Origin of the sequence: Gluconobacter sp. (assembly GCF_047723935.1) — a bacterium.
In the GTDB taxonomy this organism is placed as follows: domain Bacteria; phylum Pseudomonadota; class Alphaproteobacteria; order Acetobacterales; family Acetobacteraceae; genus Gluconobacter.
Window position 1 is genome coordinate 1 of the sequence record NZ_JBDOBO010000006.1, and the last position, 20,652, is coordinate 20,652.

At 56.7% G+C, this 20,652-nt stretch carries 22 protein-coding genes; 11 read left to right on the forward strand and 11 right to left on the reverse strand.

Going from position 1 to position 20,652, the window contains the following annotated elements; genetic code table 11:
• The first annotated feature begins 157 nt into the window (after positions 1-157).
• The 8 genes from ABF979_RS04660 to mltG all read left to right on the forward strand — a co-directional run bounded on the left by ABF979_RS04660 (position 158) and on the right by mltG (position 8,017).
• Positions 158-1,567 carry a carbohydrate porin gene (locus tag ABF979_RS04660; RefSeq protein ID WP_415558124.1) on the forward strand — a complete coding sequence of 470 codons (1,410 nt, stop codon included), beginning with the start codon at positions 158-160 and terminating at the stop codon, positions 1,565-1,567.
• Positions 1,568-1,691: 124 nt separating this feature from the next.
• A complete protein-coding gene (locus ABF979_RS04665; RefSeq protein ID WP_415558126.1) occupies positions 1,692-2,570 on the forward strand; it encodes a class I SAM-dependent methyltransferase in 879 nt (292 codons plus the stop codon).
• A 26-nt stretch (positions 2,571-2,596) separates the two neighbouring features.
• Positions 2,597-3,343 carry a hypothetical protein gene (locus ABF979_RS04670; RefSeq protein ID WP_415558128.1) on the forward strand — a complete coding sequence of 249 codons (747 nt, stop codon included), beginning with the start codon at positions 2,597-2,599 and terminating at the stop codon, positions 3,341-3,343.
• A gap of 71 nt (positions 3,344-3,414) precedes the next feature.
• On the forward strand, positions 3,415-4,359 hold the full coding sequence (gene fabD, locus ABF979_RS04675) for an ACP S-malonyltransferase (RefSeq protein WP_046899540.1): 945 nt from the start codon (positions 3,415-3,417) through the stop codon (positions 4,357-4,359).
• Positions 4,360-4,371: 12 nt separating this feature from the next.
• Positions 4,372-5,112, forward strand: a complete 741-nt coding sequence (fabG, locus tag ABF979_RS04680) for a 3-oxoacyl-[acyl-carrier-protein] reductase (protein ID WP_202206686.1) — start codon at positions 4,372-4,374, stop codon at positions 5,110-5,112.
• Between the two features lie 202 nt (positions 5,113-5,314).
• Complete coding sequence (locus ABF979_RS04685) at positions 5,315-5,554, forward strand: acyl carrier protein (RefSeq protein WP_007282219.1); 240 nt, start codon at positions 5,315-5,317, stop codon at positions 5,552-5,554.
• A 120-nt stretch (positions 5,555-5,674) separates the two neighbouring features.
• Positions 5,675-6,958 (forward strand): beta-ketoacyl-ACP synthase II, encoded by a 1,284-nt coding sequence (fabF, locus tag ABF979_RS04690; RefSeq protein ID WP_202206687.1) that lies wholly within the window; start codon positions 5,675-5,677, stop codon positions 6,956-6,958.
• Positions 6,959-6,976: 18 nt separating this feature from the next.
• On the forward strand, positions 6,977-8,017 hold the full coding sequence (mltG, locus tag ABF979_RS04695; protein ID WP_415558130.1) for an endolytic transglycosylase MltG: 1,041 nt from the start codon (positions 6,977-6,979) through the stop codon (positions 8,015-8,017).
• Positions 8,018-8,054: 37 nt separating this feature from the next.
• Here mltG and ABF979_RS04700 read toward each other — a convergent pair whose 3' ends face one another.
• From ABF979_RS04700 to ABF979_RS04710, 3 genes are all read right to left on the reverse strand, one after another.
• Complete coding sequence (locus ABF979_RS04700) at positions 8,055-8,933, reverse strand: lipid-binding SYLF domain-containing protein (RefSeq protein ID WP_046899537.1); 879 nt, start codon at positions 8,931-8,933, stop codon at positions 8,055-8,057.
• Positions 8,934-9,025: 92 nt separating this feature from the next.
• The gene (locus ABF979_RS04705; RefSeq protein WP_215748769.1) at positions 9,026-9,814 is read right to left on the reverse strand and encodes an inositol monophosphatase family protein; all 789 of its coding nucleotides are present in this window, start codon (positions 9,812-9,814) and stop codon (positions 9,026-9,028) included.
• Between the two features lie 9 nt (positions 9,815-9,823).
• A complete protein-coding gene (locus ABF979_RS04710; RefSeq protein WP_211513083.1) occupies positions 9,824-10,351 on the reverse strand; it encodes an MmcB family DNA repair protein in 528 nt (175 codons plus the stop codon).
• Between the two features lie 66 nt (positions 10,352-10,417).
• On the opposite strand from ABF979_RS04710, the gene ABF979_RS04715 reads away from it, so the two are divergent.
• Positions 10,418-11,308 (forward strand): hypothetical protein, encoded by an 891-nt coding sequence (locus ABF979_RS04715; RefSeq protein WP_415558132.1) that lies wholly within the window; start codon positions 10,418-10,420, stop codon positions 11,306-11,308.
• Here the strand turns inward: ABF979_RS04715 and ABF979_RS04720 are convergent.
• Genes ABF979_RS04720 through ABF979_RS04745 form a run of 6 tightly spaced genes read right to left on the reverse strand, consistent with a single transcriptional unit; the run spans position 11,274 to position 17,070 of the window.
• Positions 11,274-12,374 carry a glycosyltransferase gene (locus ABF979_RS04720; RefSeq protein ID WP_415558133.1) on the reverse strand — a complete coding sequence of 367 codons (1,101 nt, stop codon included), beginning with the start codon at positions 12,372-12,374 and terminating at the stop codon, positions 11,274-11,276. The two genes, ABF979_RS04715 and ABF979_RS04720, sit on opposite strands and share 35 nt — an antisense overlap.
• On the reverse strand, positions 12,371-13,126 hold the full coding sequence (locus ABF979_RS04725; RefSeq protein ID WP_415558134.1) for an NTP transferase domain-containing protein: 756 nt from the start codon (positions 13,124-13,126) through the stop codon (positions 12,371-12,373). The genes ABF979_RS04720 and ABF979_RS04725 overlap by 4 nt, the downstream gene beginning before the upstream one ends.
• A complete protein-coding gene (locus ABF979_RS04730) occupies positions 13,123-13,920 on the reverse strand; it encodes a sterol desaturase family protein (RefSeq protein WP_415558135.1) in 798 nt (265 codons plus the stop codon). The genes ABF979_RS04725 and ABF979_RS04730 overlap by 4 nt, the downstream gene beginning before the upstream one ends.
• Complete coding sequence (locus ABF979_RS04735) at positions 13,917-15,017, reverse strand: LptF/LptG family permease (protein ID WP_415558136.1); 1,101 nt, start codon at positions 15,015-15,017, stop codon at positions 13,917-13,919. The genes ABF979_RS04730 and ABF979_RS04735 overlap by 4 nt, the downstream gene beginning before the upstream one ends.
• Positions 15,014-16,165, reverse strand: coding sequence for an LptF/LptG family permease (locus ABF979_RS04740; protein WP_215748763.1), 1,152 nt, complete (start codon positions 16,163-16,165; stop codon positions 15,014-15,016). Before ABF979_RS04740 ends, ABF979_RS04735 begins: the two co-directional genes overlap by 4 nt.
• Positions 16,162-17,070 (reverse strand): metallophosphoesterase family protein, encoded by a 909-nt coding sequence (locus ABF979_RS04745; RefSeq protein WP_415558138.1) that lies wholly within the window; start codon positions 17,068-17,070, stop codon positions 16,162-16,164. The genes ABF979_RS04740 and ABF979_RS04745 overlap by 4 nt, the downstream gene beginning before the upstream one ends.
• A 123-nt stretch (positions 17,071-17,193) precedes the next feature.
• On the opposite strand from ABF979_RS04745, the gene ABF979_RS04750 reads away from it, so the two are divergent.
• Both ABF979_RS04750 and ABF979_RS04755 read left to right on the forward strand, forming a co-directional pair.
• Positions 17,194-18,144 carry a diacylglycerol/lipid kinase family protein gene (locus ABF979_RS04750; protein WP_202206698.1) on the forward strand — a complete coding sequence of 317 codons (951 nt, stop codon included), beginning with the start codon at positions 17,194-17,196 and terminating at the stop codon, positions 18,142-18,144.
• Complete coding sequence (locus tag ABF979_RS04755; RefSeq protein WP_415558238.1) at positions 18,137-19,069, forward strand: hypothetical protein; 933 nt, start codon at positions 18,137-18,139, stop codon at positions 19,067-19,069. The genes ABF979_RS04750 and ABF979_RS04755 overlap by 8 nt, the downstream gene beginning before the upstream one ends.
• An 81-nt stretch (positions 19,070-19,150) precedes the next feature.
• On the opposite strand, the gene spt is transcribed toward ABF979_RS04755, so the two are convergent.
• A complete protein-coding gene (gene spt / locus ABF979_RS04760) occupies positions 19,151-20,344 on the reverse strand; it encodes a serine palmitoyltransferase (protein ID WP_202206700.1) in 1,194 nt (397 codons plus the stop codon).
• A complete protein-coding gene (locus ABF979_RS04765; RefSeq protein WP_046899528.1) occupies positions 20,341-20,595 on the reverse strand; it encodes an acyl carrier protein in 255 nt (84 codons plus the stop codon). The genes spt and ABF979_RS04765 overlap by 4 nt, the downstream gene beginning before the upstream one ends.
• Between the last annotated feature and the right edge of the window lie 57 nt (positions 20,596-20,652).

The following is a 20,652-nucleotide window of genomic DNA, read 5'->3' on the forward strand; positions in this document are numbered from 1 at the left end:
CGCTACAGGTGCTCCGTGGCGTAGGGATTCTGCATACTCACTCTGGATCGGACGCAATTCGTTTCAGAGGTCGTGATGTAACATTATTCCTGTTCAAATGGGGGCGCCAGGTTTGCATCTTCGTGTGCTGGGTTATGCTCTGAAAAGCTCATGGTATATGTGGCTTTTCAGTATTTTCGTATCGCTGCCTGCTTTTGCTCAGGTCATGGACCGCGATATTGGATCTGCGCCAAGTCAGTTGGTTTCAACGCCTCTTCCGGTGCATGCATCGCGTGAAACAACTGTGCCAGCATTTTCCTATCCCGAGGCTATCGTCTCCAATCCCTTATCAGGCTGGCTACGTAAGCGGGGCATTAATTTCCTCGTCGACAATACGAATGAATTTGCTGGAGCAATAACGAAGCCGACGCGCGGAACAACGCCGGGATTTGAAAACTACAAGCAGGGCGCGAGCAATGCAGGGCAGTACGCCATGCAGCTTGATGTAGATTGGGAAAAGCTTGCTGGTCTGCGTGGTTTTGCGACGCACATGATTACGGTGGGGCGATATGGTACGACGGCCAATCGCATCTTTGGTGACTGGCTCAATCATGCTTCCGAAGATTATGGCGGCGGCGGAAATGTTGTCGTGCATCTGGTCTATATGTATGGCGAAGAAACGCTTTACGGTGGGCGTCTGGCGATCGCCGCTGGCCGTATGTCAGAAATTTCGGATTTTGCGGCGAGCCCTTTGTTCTGCAATTTCCAGAACGGTAGTTTCTGCGGTCGTCCCAAAGGAATTACAGACACGAATTTTGACGCTGGCTATCCTGCTGCGACTTGGGGATTTCGGGTTCGAGGACGGCCGGTGCATTCTGTCTATGTTCAGACAGGGGTGTATCCGATCGAAAACGGGATTTATCAGGTCTATCAGCATCGGACCGGATTCAAATTCAATGGGGCCAATATCATCGGGTATGCGGCACCGATCGAAACAGCCTGGGAGCCGGTTTTCGGGCATGGCACCTTGCCGGGTCATTACAAATTCGGTGCCCAGCTCTTCAGTACGCCGCAGACTGACAACTATTACGATCTGTATGACGGTTCTTATGCAGAGAGCGGACTTGCGCATAAAAAGCGAAGCGCGTCCTGGTCAACATGGGTCATGCTGGATCAACAGTTGCTGCACTATCGGGCAAAGGGCTCAGGCCTGACGGCCATGACGGGGCTTATTTACAATGATCCCCATACATCCCTGCGCCGGTATCTCGTCTATGGCGCACTAATTAACCGCGGATTTCTGAAGTCTCGACCCTACGATACGCTCGGATTTTCTCTGACTTACACCAAGATTGCATCCGGTGTGAGCAGAAGTGAAGCTGCGCTGATCCGGAAAGGGCAATCACTTCCCAATCATGCGACAGGTGTTCAGCAGGATGCGGTCGTGATGGAGTTCAACTATGCTATCCACGTTGTGAAGGGAGTGATTTTCACGCCTTTGTTTGAGTATTACATTCACCCGAATGCCCAATACAATCTGCGGGATGCCGCTCTTTTGGGGTTCAAGAGCCATATCCAGTTTATGTGAGAACTCTTTCTTGTGTTGTATCTGAAAAGCGCGGGGCAGAATTTTTCAGGGGGTGGCGGCTTGGTTCTCTTGTTGGTGGAAGTGCGTTAATAAATCGTTACTGACATGGCGTAACGGTAGAAGAATGACCCACTCCGACAGGACGGATGCTGTTTTTGAAGCCTTTCACGGGCTTGCGGATGAAGAATGGCTGCATGTTCTGGTCTCGTCCCTTGGCGGACACGAGGTGCGGGGCGTTCGGATGCCTGAGTTCCCCCCGGATGATCTTCAGCGTGAAATTCATGGGCATCACGGGGAGGTTTCCATTCATGAGGCGCATGTCTTTTATCGAGAAATAAAGGCGTATTGCGCTTACGCCGGAAGGCCCGTGAGGCCCGAGACTTCCGTTCTTGATTTTGGATGTGGGTGGGGGCGTATTGCGCGTCTTTTTATGAAGGACGTGCGATCACAGTCCCTCGTCAGTGTCGAGCATACGGACCGCTTTCTCATGGCGGCACGGCGCGCCAATCCATTTCTTCCCTTCTTGCAGGCCGGGCTGGTGCCACCCTTGCCCCTCGTGCCCGGTACGCTGGATCTGATCACGTCCTGGTCGACATTTTCACATCTGGATGAATTTTTGGCCGGCCACTGGATGAGGGAGTTTCATCGGCTTCTGAAGCCAGATGGATTGGTTGTCTTTACGACGCAGAGTCGGCGGTTTCTGTCATTCTGCGCGGAGCAGCGCTTGCGTCGAGCTTCTGGAATGCGACTGGAGCATCCATGGCATGAAGCTTGTGCAAATAGTTTTGTGGATGAAGCGCAGGCAAATTCACATTTTGAAGCCGGGCGGTTCCTGCATGCAGCGTCTGCAAAGCGCCCTCAGCCTCAGGCGCATTATGGTGAGGCCATCATACCACGGAACTATATTCTTAAAGCTTGGGGTGGGATGTTCCGCCTGATCGAATATCTAGATAATCCGGTAAGGCTGCCGCAGGTTCTGATTGTTCTGCAAAAAATTGAATAAAACATCATTTGTTGTAAAGTAAATTCATGACCTATCGTCTTCTGACGGGATGTTTCATCGCACTCCTGTCCTGTGTCAGGCTTCACGAGGCGCAGGGTGCTTCCGAGGAGCATCTCATTGTCGCTGGCCGACATGACGTGCGCGTTGCGACATATCAGGACATCGCACGCATCTATGAGCGGTTTGAGCGCTTTCCGCAGGCGGCAAAAGAGGGTCTTTCACTCCATTTCACAGGCGAGTTGCTGCCTGACCATGATTACCCCTCAAAAGCGCGCCTTATGGTTCATAGCCGGGATGGGGATATCCCCTTGTTCTTCGGCCAGGACCGGGACATGCATTTCCCGCTGACAGACCGCCTGAAGGCAGAGAACCCGCCAGTCCTTCAGACAGAATCCATCGGGCATAATGTCAGAACGGAGTTGTCTCTTGTGGTCGCGTTGCCTGTGCCGCAGACATTTACCGGCATAGAGGCCCGTCACTGGCTGCGTCAGGTCAATGCGTGCATTCGTGATCTGACGGGTGTGATCTTGTCCTGGTTCATGCCAGATGCTCATCGGCTCAAGATAGATATTGCTCCGGGAGCGAATTTTGAGGCTGTGACGAGCGGTACCGTCCGGGTGCTGGCGTCAAATGTGAGCAGAGAACCAATGACTGTTCTGCTTCGGCCGCAGGACTATGCAGAGGATACGGTATTCCGTTCCAGCAAGCCTTTTGGCCGGGTCCGGGTTAAAATTCCCGGTGAGGCATACGCGACATTCACACCTGACAGATAACGCAGAATTTGACAGATCGCGTGTGAAACAGCATCACCCTGAGCCTGTTTTTCATGCCAGCAGGGGGATCCATGTCGGTTCACGCTTTTGTCTTTCCGGGTCAGGGCAGTCAGTCAGTCGGAATGGGGCAGGCCCTGCATGATGCCTTTGCTTCATCCCGTGCCGTTTTTCAGGAAGTTGACGATGCCCTCGGAGTGCACCTGTCAAAGCTGATGTTCTCCGGCGAAGCGGACGAACTGACAAAGACCGAGAACACGCAGCCAGCACTTTTTGCCGTATCGCTCGCTGCTGTTCGCGCCCTTGAAACCGAAGGTGGCTTCAAGCTGGCAGACAAGGCCGCTTTGCTGGCTGGTCATTCTCTCGGAGAATATTCTGCTCTTGCTGCTGCTGGCACACTCGGTATTGCTGAGGGTGCCCGTTTGCTGCGTCTGCGCGGTCAGGCAATGCAGCGGGCTGTTCCTGCAGGTGAGGGCGGCATGGCAGCTCTTCTCGGAGTTGAGGCTGAGCAGGCGCAGTCCATCTGCGAAGATGCAGCCCAGGGACAGATCCTTGAGATCGCCAATGATAACGGCGGTGGCCAGATCGTTGTGTCTGGACACATGGATGCCGTGGATCGCGCTATTGCCCTTGCCAAGGAGCGTGGCATCAAGCGGGCTGTGAAACTTCCGGTCTCCGCGCCGTTTCATTCGTCACTGATGGCGCCTGCCGGTCGTGAAATGGCAGAAGCGCTGGCAACGGCTACACTGAATGCGCCGAGCGTCCCGGTTATTGCCAATGTGACTGCTGCGAAGGTCACGGATCCTGATGCGATCCGCGACCTTCTGGTGAAGCAGGTTACGGGAACGGTCCGCTGGCGCGAGAGCGTTCAGGCCATGGCGGCCATGGGCGTGACAAACATGCATGAACTGGGAGCTGGCAAGGTGCTGTGCGGTCTGGCGCGTCGTATTGCTCCTGATCTTGCCACGGACAATGCTGGCACACCTGCTGAAATCGAAGCCCTGCTCAAGGCTCTGTAAGGACAACGAACCATGTTCTCTCTTTCTGGCAAGATCGCACTCGTGACGGGTGCATCCGGTGGCATCGGTGCAGCTATTGCCCGTCAGCTTCACGCCCTTGGCGCAACGGTTGTTCTCAGCGGCACGCGTGAAGCGGCTCTGAAGGAACTTGCAGATAGCCTTGGCGAGCGCGCCCATATTGCTGTTGCCAACCTGTCGGATGCGTCTGAAGCTGATGGTCTTGTGGCTAAAGCTGAAGAAGTGGCCGGGGCTCCGCTGGACATTCTGGTGAACAATGCGGGTCTGACGCGCGATACGCTCGCCATTCGCATGAAGGACAGTGACTGGTCGCAGGTCATGACGGTGGATCTGGAAAGCCCGTTCCGTCTGGCGCGCGCTGCCCTTAAGGGTATGCTGCGCCGTCGCGCTGGCCGCATCATTTCCATCGCGTCTGTTGTTGGAACGACAGGAAATGCGGGTCAGGCTAACTATGCAGCGGCAAAGGCTGGCATCGTTGGTATGAGCAAGTCCCTGGCTCAGGAAGCCGGTCCTCGCGGTGTGACGGTCAACGTTGTGGCTCCTGGTTTCATTGAAACGCCGATGACGGATGTGCTGTCTGAGGGTATCCGCGAAAAGCTGGTTGGCTCCATTCCGCTCGGTCGGATGGGAAACCCGGATGACGTGGCCGCGGCAGTGGTGTATCTGGCTTCTGACGAGGCTGCTTGGGTCACGGGAACGACCCTGCACGTCAACGGTGGCATGGCCATGGTCTGAGACGCTTGGCGTTTCAGGTCAAAGCGTGCTAATCGCGCGCTGCTTTGCCCGGTCTGATGAAGGCCGATGTCCGGTTCGGCCGGTGGCAACGCCTTTCCGAAAGGAGAGGTGGCCTGCGCTGGAAGCCCAGATGGGTTCCCGGACTGGCAGACGGCAATACGAGTTTTTTGTAACGCCCTGAACGGGCAGAAGGAACAAACAGATGAGCGATATCGCTGACAAGGTGAAGAAGATCGTTGTCGAGCACCTCGGCGTTGAAGAAAGCAAGGTCACGCCGGAAGCGTCTTTCATTGACGATCTGGGCGCAGACAGCCTCGACACGGTTGAGCTGGTCATGGCTTTCGAAGAAGCTTTCTCCGTCGAGATCCCGGAAGATGCAGCCGAGAAGATCGCCACCGTCAAGGACGCGATTGACTACATCGAGAAGCAGAAGGCTGCCTAAGGCGCTTTCGGGACTGGTCTAAGGCTGGTCCCATCCCGCCTCGATTACCAGGGGCGGATACACGGAGTGGCCTTCAGGCCGCATCGTATGGTCGTTTACAACGTGAGACATGAGGCATCGATGAGCGGGAATGCAATCAACGGAAGACGCGTCGTCGTTACCGGAATCGGTGTTGTCAGCCCACTTGCGGTGGGTGCGGAACTGACGTGGAAGCGTCTGATCGAAGGGCAGTCCGGTATCGGGCGTATTACCCATTTTGATCCTTCCGAACTCCCTGCGCAGGTCGCTGGTCAGGTTCCTGAGGGGCCGACCGAAGAAGGCGGTCTCACGCTGTCTGACTGGGTGCCGGTCAAAGACCAGAAGAAAATGGATCGCTTCATCCATCTTGGTCTGGCCGCTGCCATCCAGGCCGTCGAAGACTCGGGCTGGAAGCCTGAGAACGAAGATGATCGCTGCGCCACAGGCGTAATGATCGGCTCCGGTATCGGTGGTCTGCAGACGATTTATGAAGGTTCTCTGACAGTTTCGAGCGGCAAGGCCCGTCGTCTGTCACCGTTCTTCATCCCCTCTGCGCTTATCAATCTCATTTCCGGTCACCTTTCGATCCGCTACGGCTTCAAGGGACCGAACCATGCTGTCGTTACAGCCTGCGCTACAGGCGTGCATGCGATTGGCGATGCGTCCCGTCTGATCCAGTACGGTGATGCAGACGTCATGATTGCCGGTGGCGCAGAAGCTGCCATCTGTTCGCTGGGTATTGCCGGTTTCTGCTCGGCGCGTGCGCTCTCCACCGGTTCCAATGAAGATCCGACCAAGGCGTCCCGTCCGTGGGACAAAGATCGTGATGGCTTCATCATGGGTGAGGGTGCCGGTGTGGTCGTGCTGGAAGAGTACGAACATGCCAAGGCTCGCGGTGCCAAGATCTATGGCGAAATCGGCGGCTATGGTCTGTCCGGCGACGCTCATCACATCACAGCCCCGGCTGAAGGTCATGAAGGTGCGTTCCGCGCCATGAAGGCCGCCCTGAAGAACAGTGGTCTTCAGGCATCCGATATCGACTACGTCAACGCGCATGGCACCTCCACCATGGCTGACGATCTGGAACTGGATGCGGTCGAGCGTTTCTTCGGCGACCATGCCAAGAACCTGGTGATGTCCTCTACCAAGTCCGCCATTGGTCATCTTCTTGGCGCAGCGGGTGCTGTGGAGGCGATCTTCTGCCTTCAGGCCATCCGTGACGGCATCGTGCCGCCCACGCTGAACCTTGAAAATCCGGCACGCGAGAGCGTAATCGATCGTGTGCCTCTGAAGGCTCAGAAGCGTAAGGTTGATGTCGCTCTGTCCAACAGCTTCGGGTTTGGCGGCACGAATGCCAGCATTATCCTGAAGCGCTGCAAGGACTAAGCGGAGTCGTTTTGATTTATGCCTGAAAGCCAGCCGGACGGCGAAGAAAACAGAAAACCTCTTCTTCCCCCCAAGGCTGGCCGTAAGCTGGCAATCTTTATGGCGCCGCTGCTCTTTGTCGCAGCAGCCGTCGCCGGGTACGGTCATTACACTGATCCTGGTCCACTTCCTGAAACAAAAGCCTTTGTCATTCCGCGTGGTAACAACGCGACGGTTACAAAAGCTCTTCAGGATGACGGAATTCTTTCCCCAACATGGTCCTCCGGAGCCTTCTTCCGGCTATCAGCCTTCCTGACGCATCGGGATGGACAGATTCATGCGGCGGAACTTCAGTTTCCCGCCCGAGCGTCCGTGGCTCATGTGCTGGAAATTTTGCGGCATGGTAAACCTGTCTCCCATCAGTTGACTGTTCCTGAAGGTCTGACTGCGCTGAAGATTGCGGATATTCTTCGCAAAGCACCTTTCCTGACGGGAGACGTCCCTCAAATCGCGGAGGGAAGCGTCCTTCCTCAGACGATTGCCTATGTTCGTGGCACTGCACGGCAATCCATGGTTGATCGCCTGAAACGCATGATGGACGCTCAGGTGCAGTCCATCTGGGACAAGCGTGATGTGGAAGCCTTGGATGGCCTGATTGAGAGCCCGCAGGATCTTGTAACTCTGGCATCACTCATTGAGCGGGAAACAGCCGTGCCGGCCGAGCGTCCAATGGTGGCGCGCGTCTTCCTGAACCGTCTTAAACTCGGCATGCGCCTTCAGACGGATCCAAGCGTTATTTATGGGCTAAGTGACGGTCTGGGGACATTGGATCGTCCTTTGACACATGATGATCTTCAGGTCTCTGGCCCATACAATACCTACCTGGAAACCGGCCTACCACCGGGGCCAATCTGCTCACCGGGTAAGACGTCTCTTGAGGCTGCGGCCCATCCGGCCGAAGGGAAGGCGTTATATTTCGTCGCTACGGGTGAGGGTGGTCATAGTTTCTCTGAGACACTCCAGGAGCAGGACCGAAATATCCGGGCATACCGAGAGAAAATCCCGGTCGTCCCACAATAAAAAAGCCCCGAATTTTCACATGCGGGGCTTTTTTGGCTTACTTCACAGGGTTCAGAGATGAACTCTGCACGCCGCGCGTTTGGGTGCTGTACGGCTTAGAGGTGTCGTAGTTGCTGGGGTAGGGGCTGCTGCTTACGGGGTCGATATCCGTTGACGTGCTCCCCTGAGAGGCTGGAGCTGTTGCGCTTGTTGAGCGGGCCGTGGAGGCTGTTGGTAGTTTCGCAATGTTCATCATCATGCGACGAAGCGGATCGGCAGACGGATTGTTGACGCGCATCGTCACGATAATGTCTTCAGGACCAACAGCCTGATTGTAGTAAGCGCGGTTCGCGCCGCTATCTACTGTCAGCTTGGAGCCACCAAGTGCGGCGCCCGCATAAAGACCCTGAGCCTTCTGTGCCGCATAGATGTCCGTATTCTTTGCTCCGGCCGTGCTGCTTTCAACACCAGTCCCGATCGTGGCGAAAGATGCGGATGCTGTCGCATCAAACTTGAACTGGCTATCCAGCAGGGCCTGAATGCCGCGCTGGGACATGATGAAGAAAATCATCTCGGAGTTCTGGACGCCAACCTGAACACCCAGAGACCCCGTGCTCAGACGGTAAAATGCGGGATCAGACCATGACCCACGCGCATCGCGGCTCATGAGGACGCAGCGACCGCCAGAGCCTCCCAGACCGAAAGACATGTTCAGAACAGACGGGCACACCATGACGGCTTTGGCTTCCGCCAGAAGCTGCTGTGAGCGGGATGTCGAGGTTGTTTTTGCAAACAGGTCCTGAACAGCCAGCGTCGCTTTATCCACAACGATCTGCTGTTCGCTTGCTGTGGTGGTGGTTGTGCCAGAACACGCAGCGAGCGTTGCACACCCTGTGGCGGCAAGAACGGTCGAACGCAGGAGACCGGACAGGGTCATAAAACTTACCTTCTGCTAGCGGCAAAAATAGATCTACCCCGCACTATGCGTGAAATAAGGCCAAATCACGAGTGCGGGGGCGGCAGGTCGTGTCAGATTTCCACCTTCACGGCGTTTGACAGGGTTTGGGCGATACCGGGAGCAGCCGCGAGAATAGTGGCGCCTCCTGTCAGACCGCCTGTCTGAAGGAAAGGAGAGACAGTAGCGCCAGCTTCTTTCAGAATGATCAGTGCTGCGGCGACATCCCAAAGCTGGATCACGATTTCAAGGTAACCATCGCTGCGACCACATGCGACGTCCGCCAGCGCCAGGGCCCCAGACCCACCTGAACGCGGCATGGCGCCCAGAGACATGATTGCGCCGATTTTTTCACCAAACAGTTCGGTCGACACCCGGCAGGACCATCCCATCTCAATCATGGCCTCCTGCGGGTTGCTGATAGGGGAGGCTTTGATGGGTTTTCCGTTTAGGAAGGCGCCTTTGCCTTTCTGAGCAGTAAACACTTCATTGAGGGCTGGAGCCTCAATAACGCCAGCAACGGGCACATTGCCCTCAAGCAGACCCAGCGACACGCACCACCGGTCTCGCCCGCGTGCAAAATTGGAGGTTCCATCAATCGGGTCCACGACCCAACGGAACTGCCCCTCACGTGTCAGGCCGCCTTCTTCGCCTTGAAAACCATCTTCCGGGAAGAGTTCCTGAATCCGACGGCTGACGAGGGCTTCAACAGCTCCGTCTGCTTCCGTCAGATAGTCCTGACGGCCTTTGAGAGTGCCAGTCGGGCCCCCAGGCTGAGGGCGCATGGAAAGGGCGAGCGCCGCTGCATCCCGGACGACACTGCGGGCGGCTTCAAGACGGACGGCAATAGGGTCAAAACTCATGGACATATCCTATTCTGTGCGGCGTGCTGCGCGCAGGGAGGCTGTGATGGCCGGATCCTCAAGAGACATGAGGCGACTGGCGGCCGTGGTGGCAAACAGGTGCAGAATTGTCCGCCTACGTGCCGGTGCGATCCGGTGTTCTGCGGGATCACGAATGATGGCGCATTCAGCTACCACACTGTGGAAGAGGCTACTGGGCACCATGCTGAGACTGACAGTGATAATGCCAACGTCCGGAGGCAGAACTTCTAGCGGAAAGCCATCATCCACCGCAAAGTACAGCCTGTCCGACCAGTTCCGGTAATCCGGCCATTTCTGATCTGTCTGGAAATCGCGGAGTCCGGATTTGATCTCAATGCAGGACAGGCTGTGATCCGGCAGGAGGGCCATCACGTCTGCGCGACGCCCGGCCGAGGGAAGAGCAAATTCGTTAATTGCTGCCCAGCCCATGGCGCGACATAGCCCCAAAACAGCACGCCGGATGGCAAACTGTCGTTCAGGGAAACCAGGCGGGATCTCGGAAAGGACCGAACTCATGGTTCCATATTGCCCGGATCTGCGCTTTACGTCTGCCCCTGTTCGCGTTTTTCAAGGAGAGTCGGCATGCCGTTTCTACGCACGGACCACTGGCGTTGCGCCATTATCCACGCTCCTCTGGCGGACCTGATCCGAGCGGGTAGTCTCAACGGGTTTGAGGTGACGACCCTGCCGGATATCGGAGATCATCGTTTTCTGGCAGATCCTTTTGGTCTCTGGCGAGACGGAAAGCTGCATGTTTTTGCGGAAGCCTTCAACTATCGTGCCCCCAAAGGCACCATTGATGTTCTGGTCTATGACCGGACGGGAAAGCTGATTCAGCAACAGCCTGTCCTGCGTGAGGACTGGCATCTGTCCTACCCGTATGTCTTTGAGCATGGCGGGGAGACGTACATGCTGCCCGAGGCCAGTGCTTCAGGCCGCCTGATCCTGTATCGGGCCAAAGCTTTTCCGTTGGAATGGGAAAAGGTCGAAGCATTTGATTTCCGAGAGGCCGCAATTGACGCCACGCCGTTCCATTATGCCGAGCGCTGGTGGATGTTCTGGACGCCCGCAGGCACGCGAGACGAGCGACAAAGCGCTCTGCACATCTCCGTAGCAGACAGTCTTACGGGGCCGTGGACACATCTTGGACTGTTTTTGAGTGACCGTGCGGGAGCGCGTCCAGGTGGCACTCCGGTTGTTGTCGATGGAGAGCTCTTCCTTCCCACGCAAGACTGCCATGACACTTATGGCCGTGGCATTCGTCTGCTGAAGATTGAAGGGCTTGAGCGTGGGTTGCCGAAAGTGACGCCAAGTGATGTGCTGGATGCGCCTGCCGTGCTGCGCCGTCGTTTTCCGGACGGTTTCCACACGCTCTCAGCCGCTGGGCAGGTGACGCTTGTTGACGTCAAGCGTGTTGGAATTGGCCCACGTCGGGATCTTATGAATGTGAAGCGTCGTCTGGGGCTGGGTTGAAGCCAGGAATTCGGTCTAGAACGGCATTTCCCTGACACAGAAACGCCGTCGGGCCGAACCGCTCCAGAACACGCTCTCGGGAGAGGCGCCCCATGGGTTTGAGCTTTCCCGGTGTCATGATGAGTTCAGCGATCGCACTGGCCAGAACCGGGGCATTGTTGAACGGGACCACAAGACCGGAATGCCCGTCTTCCATGGTGTGAGGGATTTCGCCGGCCGGCGTGGCAATTACGGGCAGCGCGCAGGCCATGGCCTCATGGGCGGCAACACACATGCCCTCCCACTGGGACGGCTGAACATACAGATGCAGCGTCGACAGAAATTCGAACGGCTTGTCGCAATGCCCGAGAAAATCGACCGGGAGTTTTTTTTCCTTGGCAATCCGCTCAAGTGTTTCTTTTTCGGGACCGTCTCCTGCAAGGAAAAGTCGGTAGGGCGGCAGGTCCGGGTGGTCGCGGAGTAGATCCAGGGCTTCAAAAAGCAGATCATACCCTTTGACGGCATGCAGTCGGCCAAGGCTGCCGATACGGACGGTCTGTCCCTTACGCCAGGCTTTTGCCTTCGGGCTGTGAGGATTGGCACGGAAAATGGGCCAGGGGAGAACGCGGTTCCGTAATCCCAGACTTCTGCGGGCAAAATCTTCAACCGTTGGAGAGTCCGCAATCCACAGTTTCGCTTTCCGGCATAAAAGCCGAAGCAGAAGACGGTTGGCGGATTTCAGTTGGGCGGAATGCTGCCAGTGAACCGCTGGGACACCAAGCCTGTTGGCTGCGCGCTGGCCAAGGAGTGTGGCTCTGGTCAGGGACGTCCAGATCAGATCGGGCTGAAACGCTTCCATTTCATCGCGCAACCAGCGCCAGGCAGCCAAATGGTCTTTGTTGCCGCCGGACCGCACACGAACCTCAATGCCGTGGCTTTCCAGAACGGGAATGGCCAGGCCATCACGCTTTTCGAGGCTGAAAACTGTGACTTCGCCACCTCGCTGCTGGAGAACGGAGACAATGTCCGGAATGGGAAGCTGCGCGCCACCGCATTCGAGCGAGTTGATGACGTAAGCAATTTTCATGAAGACCGTTGTGCCAGAAGCTGTTCAGCGAGTGTCAGGTCAGAAGGCTTATCGACATCTACGGCGGCCTGACCTTCAGAAAGCGGCACGAGACGTATTTTGGCGCCCGTCAGAACTTCGATCCGACGACACAGAGCCGTGGAATCCAGGCGGCCGGTCAGTGCCCGAAGAAGCGTTCCGAACCCCAGTGTTCGAGCCATTCTCAGGGGGCGTTTGCGGTCTTTCTGAAGCCGCTTCCACAGTTCGATCACTTCTGCAGCTTGCGGTGTGCCCATCCAGAAGAGATTACATCCGGAAAAGCTCATGTCTGCGAGGCGAATATAGGTGCGCTTCGTGGTCGGGACGTCTCGCTCTACAGTTTCCCGAAGAGCGACGCCCACGGCAAGATCACATCCAGCCGTTTTACCAAGAAATTCCGAAATCCATTCTGGACGCAGCAGCGCGTGATCAGCCGTTGTCACCAGGCAGGGCGTCCCCACCTTGGTGAGAGCTTCCGCAACGCTTTCGCTGGGAGAGGGTGCCGATTGAAGAACATGGGCCTCGCCGGAAATGTCCCGAATACGGTCTGGAGCTTCGATGCTGACCGTAATCGGCCCGAGAGCAGGCATGCTCTCCAGCACGCGCAGGACGCGCCCCAGCATGGGTTGGCCGCCGACCGGAAGGAGCGCTTTGTGCGAGACCTTCCCAAGTTGTGCCAGAACATCACGCTCACCGTCACGAGAACCAGCGAGTACGAGAACGGGAAGGCTCACGCTGTGCGGCTGTTGTCAGAGGAAGAGCGTGCCCCATCAGGACGATCTTTTGGCGGAGCGCCTGTAAGGTTCATGACCCAGGGATAGCGCTTGGCTTCATCCAGATCGTAACCGAGATTGAAGACGTGCTGGCTGCGTGCGCGGTCACGGGCTTCACGGTAGAAACTGCCAAAAAAGCGGTCTGGCACGTAGTTTGTAATCCCGTAATTGCCATTTTCATCATGGAAATGATGAAGAACATGAAGTTGCTTGATCCGGGCAACCCACTTCCAGCGCGGCTTGTAGGCCAGATGCTGGATACAGTGAAAAAACTCATAGATGCAGGTCATCACGAGGGCTGTGGACAGGGCGCAGAATGCCCCGCTCCAGCCGCAGATCAGATATCCGATCGGCATGGTGATGATGCCCATGGTCGGGACGGTGTTCAGGGGTGATCCAAACAGCACATCCAGTAGATGGGGGTCCTGATGGTGATCAAAATGGATCCGCTTCCAGAGCGAAGCGGTCCAGTGGTTCCGATACAGCCAGCGTCCATGCAGGATGAAGCGATGGATCATGTACCAGGCCAGCGGATACACCACGATCACAACCGGAACGGGGATCAGCGTTGTCAGCAGGCTATGGGAGAAGTGAAGTGCTGCGAAAGCTGCTGCAACGATCAGTACGAAATACAGAAGAATGGTCGGGTAGGTGAGGTAGGCAATCCACAACTGGGGCAGCGACATCTTTCCGAGGTCGAAGCTGCGCCCCGTCCGGAGGGACGACATGTTCTGCCATGGTTTGGACTTGCTCATTTTTCCTCCATCCTTAGGACCCAGGTCAGCCCGAGAAGGGCACCCAGAAGCGGGCCAGCGCAGGCGGCCAGCGGCGCACCAAGCGTTCCGGCATTGCCCAGTGCGGAAATCATTCCCTGCAGGATCACGAAGCCCATTCCCGCGGCCAGCACATAGACCGGAAGCGGGTTTCGAAGTCCTGCCCGAGGGGGGATATAGATCACTGGTAGCGCTAATAAAAGCATTACTGCGACCTGCAGCGGAAGAATAATGCCACTGAAGAGCGCCATGCGGTACGTGGCGCGTGGAAGACTGGCAGGTGCACCCTTGTGGAGGATGGCCCTGATCTGACTTGGGGTCACGGCGGCGTTATCTTCCGACAACGTCATAATCATTGATGGCGTCGCCGGAATGGCAAAATTATTGTCACCACCCGTGATTTTTACAAAAGCGCCATTGTCCGTCAGCGTGAGGTCCTGCGCTCCAGTGGGGTGCCAGTTCTTGCCATCATAAGTCAGGGTTGCGGCGTGCTCGGTGCCTGTTAGAAGGCCGCCAGGATCACGGTTATAAATGGTGACATCCCGAAGGAAAGCACCACCGTTGGCATACTGGCCGATGCGCACCAGAGTCGGCCCGGCGCGAAACCAGAGAATGCGCTTTGCGGGCGTGTCGGGTTTTGTTGCGTCAGGGTCGGTCTTGTTCCACCATGTGGCAAGCGCATTTTCGCAAGGGGGAATAAGCCAGTATTGCATGGCTGCCCCGGTGAAACCCACAATCAGGACGGCAGGCAGAAAGCGCTTGTAGAGATTGATCGTAGAAAGTCCGGCGGCGCGCAGGGCCGACATTTCTGACGACAGCGTCATCTGCATCAGGAGGAACAATGCTCCGACCATGAATGCCAGAGGCATGATCTCGACGCTGAGCGCGGGAAGATGCAGCAGCGCAAATGTCAGGATGCCCTTGAAGCCCAGATTTCGGTTGAGAATAGGCGTTGTTTTTTCAAGAAGAGCGAGAATCTCAAGCAAAGATACCAGCACGCCGCCGCAGAGCATGAAGCGCCCCAGCAGCGCGCGGTTCAGATAGCGGTACAGAACATATCGGGGTGCGTGGGTGGTCATGAGGGGCGAACCAGTTTGCGGCGTTTCCAGGAGCCGCGTGACCGACGCAGCAGAGTGGCGGGACAGCCAATGCAGAAGATCGCTTCAGGCACCCAGATGGCAAGCCAGATAGGGAGGCGGCCAGTTGCGGCCAGGCTATGTCCAAACATGAGCATCTGATCAAAGCCGACAAGGATACCGGAAACGGCAATCAGTCCCCATACGGACTTTCTGCGTCGTGAGCCAATGGCCAGCGCCACAGCCAGAGGTGGGATGAACGGGATGGCAAGGGCGTGGGCGATACGGAAATCTATTTCTGCCCGTAGCGTCCGGTATTCGATGCCGGGGACGCCATAACGCAGGTCATGCGCGAGTTCAAAGAGCGTCAGTTCCCGCTCGTCAATTCCTCGGGAGCGGAAAGATGTCTCTTTCGCCGGGTGATCAATAACCCGAACGACGTGGGAGAAATGCGTCACCGTTGGTTTATGGTCTGTCGCGCCGGGAAAGGGATCATCGACGATCTCGCCGTCCCAGAGATCCATCTGCGTGCTGCGTGTCTTGTCCGAAATTGTGAGCATGCCCCTGCGGGCCGTAATGATGTGGGCAACGCCTTTCTTGTTCACTTCCCGGATGAAGACACGCTTCATGTGTGTGCCGCCATGACTAACACTGTCTGCGGTCATGACTGCTGTGTCAGACGTGGATGCGAACATTCCTGCCTGAAGATGGGGCGCCCAGCCGGTATGGGCTGCAAAGTAGAAGCCTGCCCGGTAATCATAGCGCGCAACGGGCTGGATATAGCCGTAGAGCAACACGCTGACAGCACCCAAAAGCAGGCCTACAATCATGAAGGGGCGGCTAATCCGCAGGAGCGATACGCGACCAGCCTGAAGGGCATCGATCTCGTTGTTATCACTCATCCCGTGAATGGTGAGAAAGACCGAGATGCAGAGTGCCGCAGGGAGAGCAATCCCGAAATAATGAGGCAGGAGGTCAGTGAGCAGCGCGATACAGGTCGCCAGCGAGCTTCCTGCTGATGCCAGATAGTCGAACAGGACGAGCAGGCGCTCCAGAAGAAGCGCCACGAGCATGGCGAACAGCGCAATGACGAACGGTGGCATCATCTGCCACAACAGATACCTGTCCAGAATGGAAGCGCGCTGCTTCATGTCGCATTGCCTTGAGGGCGGAACCAGGACGCCTGTTCCGTGATGCTTCCATCCGGCCGGTGACGGGCAAGGTCAATCGTCCAACCGCTCTTTCGAGGCCGAATGCTCAGATGATTCCAGCAGGCCTGCCGATGGGCGCGTTTATCCGTCAGAGACGCTGATGCGACACCAAGCAGCGGTATGTCGGTTCCGGCAATATGAGTCAGAGTCGCATCATGGGAATGCCCGTGCAGAACGATTTCCGCGCCCGTCCTCTGTAGAAGCTTTGCCAGAGCGGGATGATCAAGCAACGACTTCCGCCACGGCACAAGCCCTCTACGGGGCGGATGATGGATCATGACGACGCGACAGAGCCCGGCATCGCCCAGCTGGTTCAGTAATGCCTCCAGTCGGGTGAGCTGTCTGTGGCCAACTCGGCCATAAGCCATGAAAGGTGGGGTCGGAATGCCGGAATTCACGCCGACAACGGCAACCCCATTATGAATGCGCGCGTACGGGTAAGTCGCTGCGGACCATTTTTCCCATTGCAGGATCCCCTTTTCTGGGGACTGCCGGATCATGCAATCATGATTTCCTGGAATGACAAGTGCCGGCGCGGGTAGTTTTTCAAGCCACTCGGCAGCCAGGGTGAATTCCGCAGGTGTGCCAAAGTTTGTGAGGTCTCCGCTGACAAGAACGGCATCCACGTCAGCCTTGGCGATGTCCTGTACAATTGCCGCACATGTGGCCGCCAGATGAACGTGCTGGCGGTGTTTTTTCCAGGAAATGAGACTCAGGGCCCGCTTGTTCAGAGCCTCCCACCAGCGCACTGGAGGCGGGGGGAGGTGGGGGTCCGAAAGATGGGCCAGAACGACGGCGCACGTCTCCCGCTGAGAAGACGTTTCTGCGGGAAGATCATGGGGCATTGGGAAAATGAAGCCTTGTCAGTCTTTCTGCCGGAAGGGGAAGCTCGCATTCTGGCCGAAACATCATAGCCGTGCTAGACCCGCCCGCATAGCTCCGAACAAAAACGAAGAATTCCCCCTATAGTGCGATTTGCCCTTATTCATAATGCTCGCAGCCGCAAGAACCGGCGCGGCGGTTCCGTATTCGCTACGGAGGCCAAGGCGCTTCTCGGAGAGAATTTCGTTCCATCAGACAGCCGTGAAGGAATGACAGAGCATGTTCATCACCTTTGCAGGCAGGGAGTCCGAACCATCGCTATTGATGGTGGAGACGGAACCATCAGCGCAGCGCTGACAGCTATCGCCCGCGCATACCCTGCTGATCGTCTTCCGGACATCGCTGTCATTGCCTCGGGGAACACCAACCTCATTGCGGGTGATGTCGGGTTTGGGTTGAGGGGAATGGAAGCCATTGATCGCCTGGAGCAGGGAGCTGCCATGCGATCAAGTACTCGCACGCCTATCTGCCTGTCTTGGCCCGATACCGACCGTAAGCCGGTTCTGGGATTGTTCGGGGGCTGTACAGGCTACGCGAGAGCTGTCCGTACCGCGCATTCTCCAACCGTCGTGCGGTTTGCTCCGCATGATCTGGCCGTGGGTTTCACGCTGTTCAGCACCGTTGTCAGTCTGTTGTTCCGGAAAAGCCGCAAGAGTTGGCTGGCGGGCGAGCCCTTACGGGTTGAAACGTCCGGCCACGCTTATGACGGGAACAGCTTCATGTTCCTTTCAACGGGGCTGTCACGACTTTCCCACGGAATCTGGCCCTTCTGGGATGCGGAGCCGAATGTGGAAGGTCTTCGATATCTTGACGTCAGCGCTTATCCGGAAAACCTTGCCCGCGCGACTGCTGCGCTGCTGTGTGGGCGAGCGCCTCGCTGGTTGCGTCGTCATCCAGACTATGTGAGCGGTCGGACAGATGACATGATGCTTGAAACCAGAAGTGATTTTGTCCTCGACGGGGAAGTTTTTACGCCCTCAGAGAGTGGACGTATTCGCCTTGAACGTGGGCCTGCCTTCCGTTTCCTCCATGCCTGATGCCCTTGAAAAACTCCTGATCAAAGAGTTGACGACGCCTGTTGATGAGGGGGCTGTCGCTTTCGCGGATGCTTTGGCCCGTGCGTTCCCGCGTCCACCTCTGGGTGTTCTGTTCTATGGGTCAGTGCTTCGTGCAGCGGACCCGGAAGGCATTCTCGATTTTTATATCGTGACAGAAAGCTCGAAGGATTTTACCGGCAGTATGGTCGCCCGAACGGGCAACCTGCTTCTTCCCCCGAATGTGCGCTACGCGGAGTTCAAGGACGGTCATCACACGTTGCGGGCAAAGATTGCGGTGTTATCGCGGGAGCAGTTTGAAGACCGCACGTCTCTAGGCGCGCTCGATACGACACTATGGGCACGTTTTTGTCAGCCTGTACGTCTGGTCTGGGTCCGGGATGAGCGCGCAGCGGACGTATTGCTGGACCTGCTGGCAAGGTGTGTGACGACGGCGTCCTGTTGGGCAGCTCTTCTGGGCGCTCCGCGCATGACAGCCCTTGAGTATTGGCAAACACTTTTTGCTCATACCTATGCGTCTGAATTGAGGGTTGAGAAAAAAGGGCGCGGGAACAGCCTGCTCGCAGGCCAAGAGAAGCGGTTCAGTAGCATGCTGACACTGGGATGGGCGCGTGCGCATCTTGGTTATGCTGCATCGGGTCAGATGCTTGAACCTACAATATCGGCAACCCTGCGCAAACGAGCGGCTCGCCGGTGGGCGCTTGTTGGGACGTCAGGCAAACCGCGAAATGTCGCCCGACTGGTGAAGGCTGCTTTTACTTTTGAAAATGGCGCGTCTTATCTGGCATGGAAAATTCAGCGCCATACAGGGCTGGATCTAGCCCTTTCTGATTTTGAGCGTCGCCATCCCTTGCTAACTTTGCCTGCGTTGCTTTGGCGTATGAAGCGCTTACGCAGAGCTGTCTGACGTTATTTTTCAGGATAAAGCCCACAGAAAAAGGGGACTGTCCCAGACAGTCCCTTTTTTGCGTTTTAAGCGACGCTGTACTCAGTCTCGAAAATGCTCGGCGACCTGCTTGAAGACAGCTGTTGCCTGATCAATTTCTTCCGGGCTGTGAGCGGCCATAACCGAGCAGCGCAGTAGCGGACGGTTGTCAGGCGTTGCGGGCGGAAGAGACAGATTAACATAAACGCCGTTCTCAAGAAGGGCATTCCAGAACCCGACAGCCTGAGGCACCGTTTCCAGCGTTACGGCAACCACCGGCGAAACATGCTCGCCTGTCTGGAGGCCTGCGGCCTTCAACCCGGCATGAAGACGTGCAGCATTGTCCTGAAGGCGGGTGCGAAGTTCTGGATGCGCAACCATATCATCAAGAGCAGCCAGCGTTGCCGCGATGATCTCCGGGGGGAGGGAGGCCGTGAACATATACGGGCGAGAGCAGAGGCGCATCAGATCAACGCCATCATTATCCGTCACACAATAGCCGCCCACTGTCCCGAGCGACTTTGAGAACGTCCCGACCACGAAGTCGATGCCGTCTTCACAGCCCTGAAGTTCCGCAACGCCGCGACCGTTTTCACCCAGCACACCAAAGGAATGTGCTTCATCAGCCATCAGGTAAGCACCATGGCGCTTCTTGATTTCGACAAACTTGTCCAGCGGGGCAACGTTCCCCGTCATGGAATAGATGCCTTCTGCGATGATCAGCTTGGCGCCAGGATGATCGCTCAGGCGTGCAAGGCGCTTCTCAAGATCGACCGGATCATTGTGGCGGAAACGGATGACCTGCGCACCAGACAGTTTTGCACCGTCATAAATGCTGGCATGGCTGTCTGCATCCAGAAGCAGCACATCGTCCTTGTTGACCAGCGCGGAAATCGTGCCGAGGTTGGCCTGATATCCCGTAGAGAACACCATGCAGTGCTTGCGGCCGAAGAAAGAAGCGAGGCGCTCTTCCAGCTTGCGATGCAGGCCGAAAGTGCCATTGGCAATCCGGGAGCCCGTTGTGCCGACGCCCATTGTGCGGGCTGTCTCAATCGCGGCTTCCGCTGCGTGTCCCGACTGGCTGAGGCCCAGATAATTGTTGGTTCCGAACAGAAGCGTCTCGCGCCCCTCAATCAGACCGACCGTGGCTGAGAGCGGGCGTTCAATCACGACCTCGAACGGGTTGCGTGGCGAAACCGCCGTCAATCCGTTATAGGCTGCCCGGAGGGCGGCGTGTTTTGCAAAGATGTCAATCACGCGTGGCTTGCCTTCAGCGTATGAAGGCAAGCAGCCAGATCGTTGATGGTGCGGATATCTGCCAGCTTGTCGAGCGGGACAGACACGTCCAGCTCATCTTCAATTTCCATGACGAAGTTCATGACGGCGAGGCTGTCAAAAGCCAGATCTTCGACGATCTTGCTGTTGCCATTGATGTCCCGCGGCACTTTCGGGTTGGCAAGCAGCTTTTCTATGATCATTCCGGAGATGCCGGCGACGCTGTCAGTCATGGAATTGAACTCTCGGTCTTACTATGCAGTTTGTGAGCGCTTTATGCGTCAAAGCAC

Bases quoted from the DNA above. Each gene is read 5' to 3' on its own strand.
- ABF979_RS04660 (WP_415558124.1), top strand. From the start codon at position 158: ATGTGGCTTTTCAGTATTTTCGTATCGCTGCCTGCTTTTGCTCAGGTC.
- ABF979_RS04665 (WP_415558126.1), top strand. From the start codon at position 1,692: ATGACCCACTCCGACAGGACGGATGCTGTTTTTGAAGCCTTTCACGGG.
- ABF979_RS04670 (WP_415558128.1), top strand. From the start codon at position 2,597: ATGACCTATCGTCTTCTGACGGGATGTTTCATCGCACTCCTGTCCTGT.
- fabD (WP_046899540.1), top strand. From the start codon at position 3,415: ATGTCGGTTCACGCTTTTGTCTTTCCGGGTCAGGGCAGTCAGTCAGTC.
- fabG (WP_202206686.1), top strand. From the start codon at position 4,372: ATGTTCTCTCTTTCTGGCAAGATCGCACTCGTGACGGGTGCATCCGGT.
- ABF979_RS04685 (WP_007282219.1), top strand. From the start codon at position 5,315: ATGAGCGATATCGCTGACAAGGTGAAGAAGATCGTTGTCGAGCACCTC.
- fabF (WP_202206687.1), top strand. From the start codon at position 5,675: ATGAGCGGGAATGCAATCAACGGAAGACGCGTCGTCGTTACCGGAATC.
- mltG (WP_415558130.1), top strand. From the start codon at position 6,977: ATGCCTGAAAGCCAGCCGGACGGCGAAGAAAACAGAAAACCTCTTCTT.
- ABF979_RS04700 (WP_046899537.1), bottom strand. From the start codon at position 8,933: ATGACCCTGTCCGGTCTCCTGCGTTCGACCGTTCTTGCCGCCACAGGG.
- ABF979_RS04705 (WP_215748769.1), bottom strand. From the start codon at position 9,814: ATGAGTTTTGACCCTATTGCCGTCCGTCTTGAAGCCGCCCGCAGTGTC.
- ABF979_RS04710 (WP_211513083.1), bottom strand. From the start codon at position 10,351: ATGAGTTCGGTCCTTTCCGAGATCCCGCCTGGTTTCCCTGAACGACAG.
- ABF979_RS04715 (WP_415558132.1), top strand. From the start codon at position 10,418: ATGCCGTTTCTACGCACGGACCACTGGCGTTGCGCCATTATCCACGCT.
- ABF979_RS04720 (WP_415558133.1), bottom strand. From the start codon at position 12,374: ATGAAAATTGCTTACGTCATCAACTCGCTCGAATGCGGTGGCGCGCAG.
- ABF979_RS04730 (WP_415558135.1), bottom strand. From the start codon at position 13,920: ATGAGCAAGTCCAAACCATGGCAGAACATGTCGTCCCTCCGGACGGGG.
- ABF979_RS04735 (WP_415558136.1), bottom strand. From the start codon at position 15,017: ATGACCACCCACGCACCCCGATATGTTCTGTACCGCTATCTGAACCGC.
- ABF979_RS04740 (WP_215748763.1), bottom strand. From the start codon at position 16,165: ATGAAGCAGCGCGCTTCCATTCTGGACAGGTATCTGTTGTGGCAGATG.
- ABF979_RS04745 (WP_415558138.1), bottom strand. From the start codon at position 17,070: ATGCCCCATGATCTTCCCGCAGAAACGTCTTCTCAGCGGGAGACGTGC.
- ABF979_RS04755 (WP_415558238.1), top strand. From the start codon at position 18,137: ATGCCTGATGCCCTTGAAAAACTCCTGATCAAAGAGTTGACGACGCCT.
- ABF979_RS04765 (WP_046899528.1), bottom strand. From the start codon at position 20,595: ATGACTGACAGCGTCGCCGGCATCTCCGGAATGATCATAGAAAAGCTG.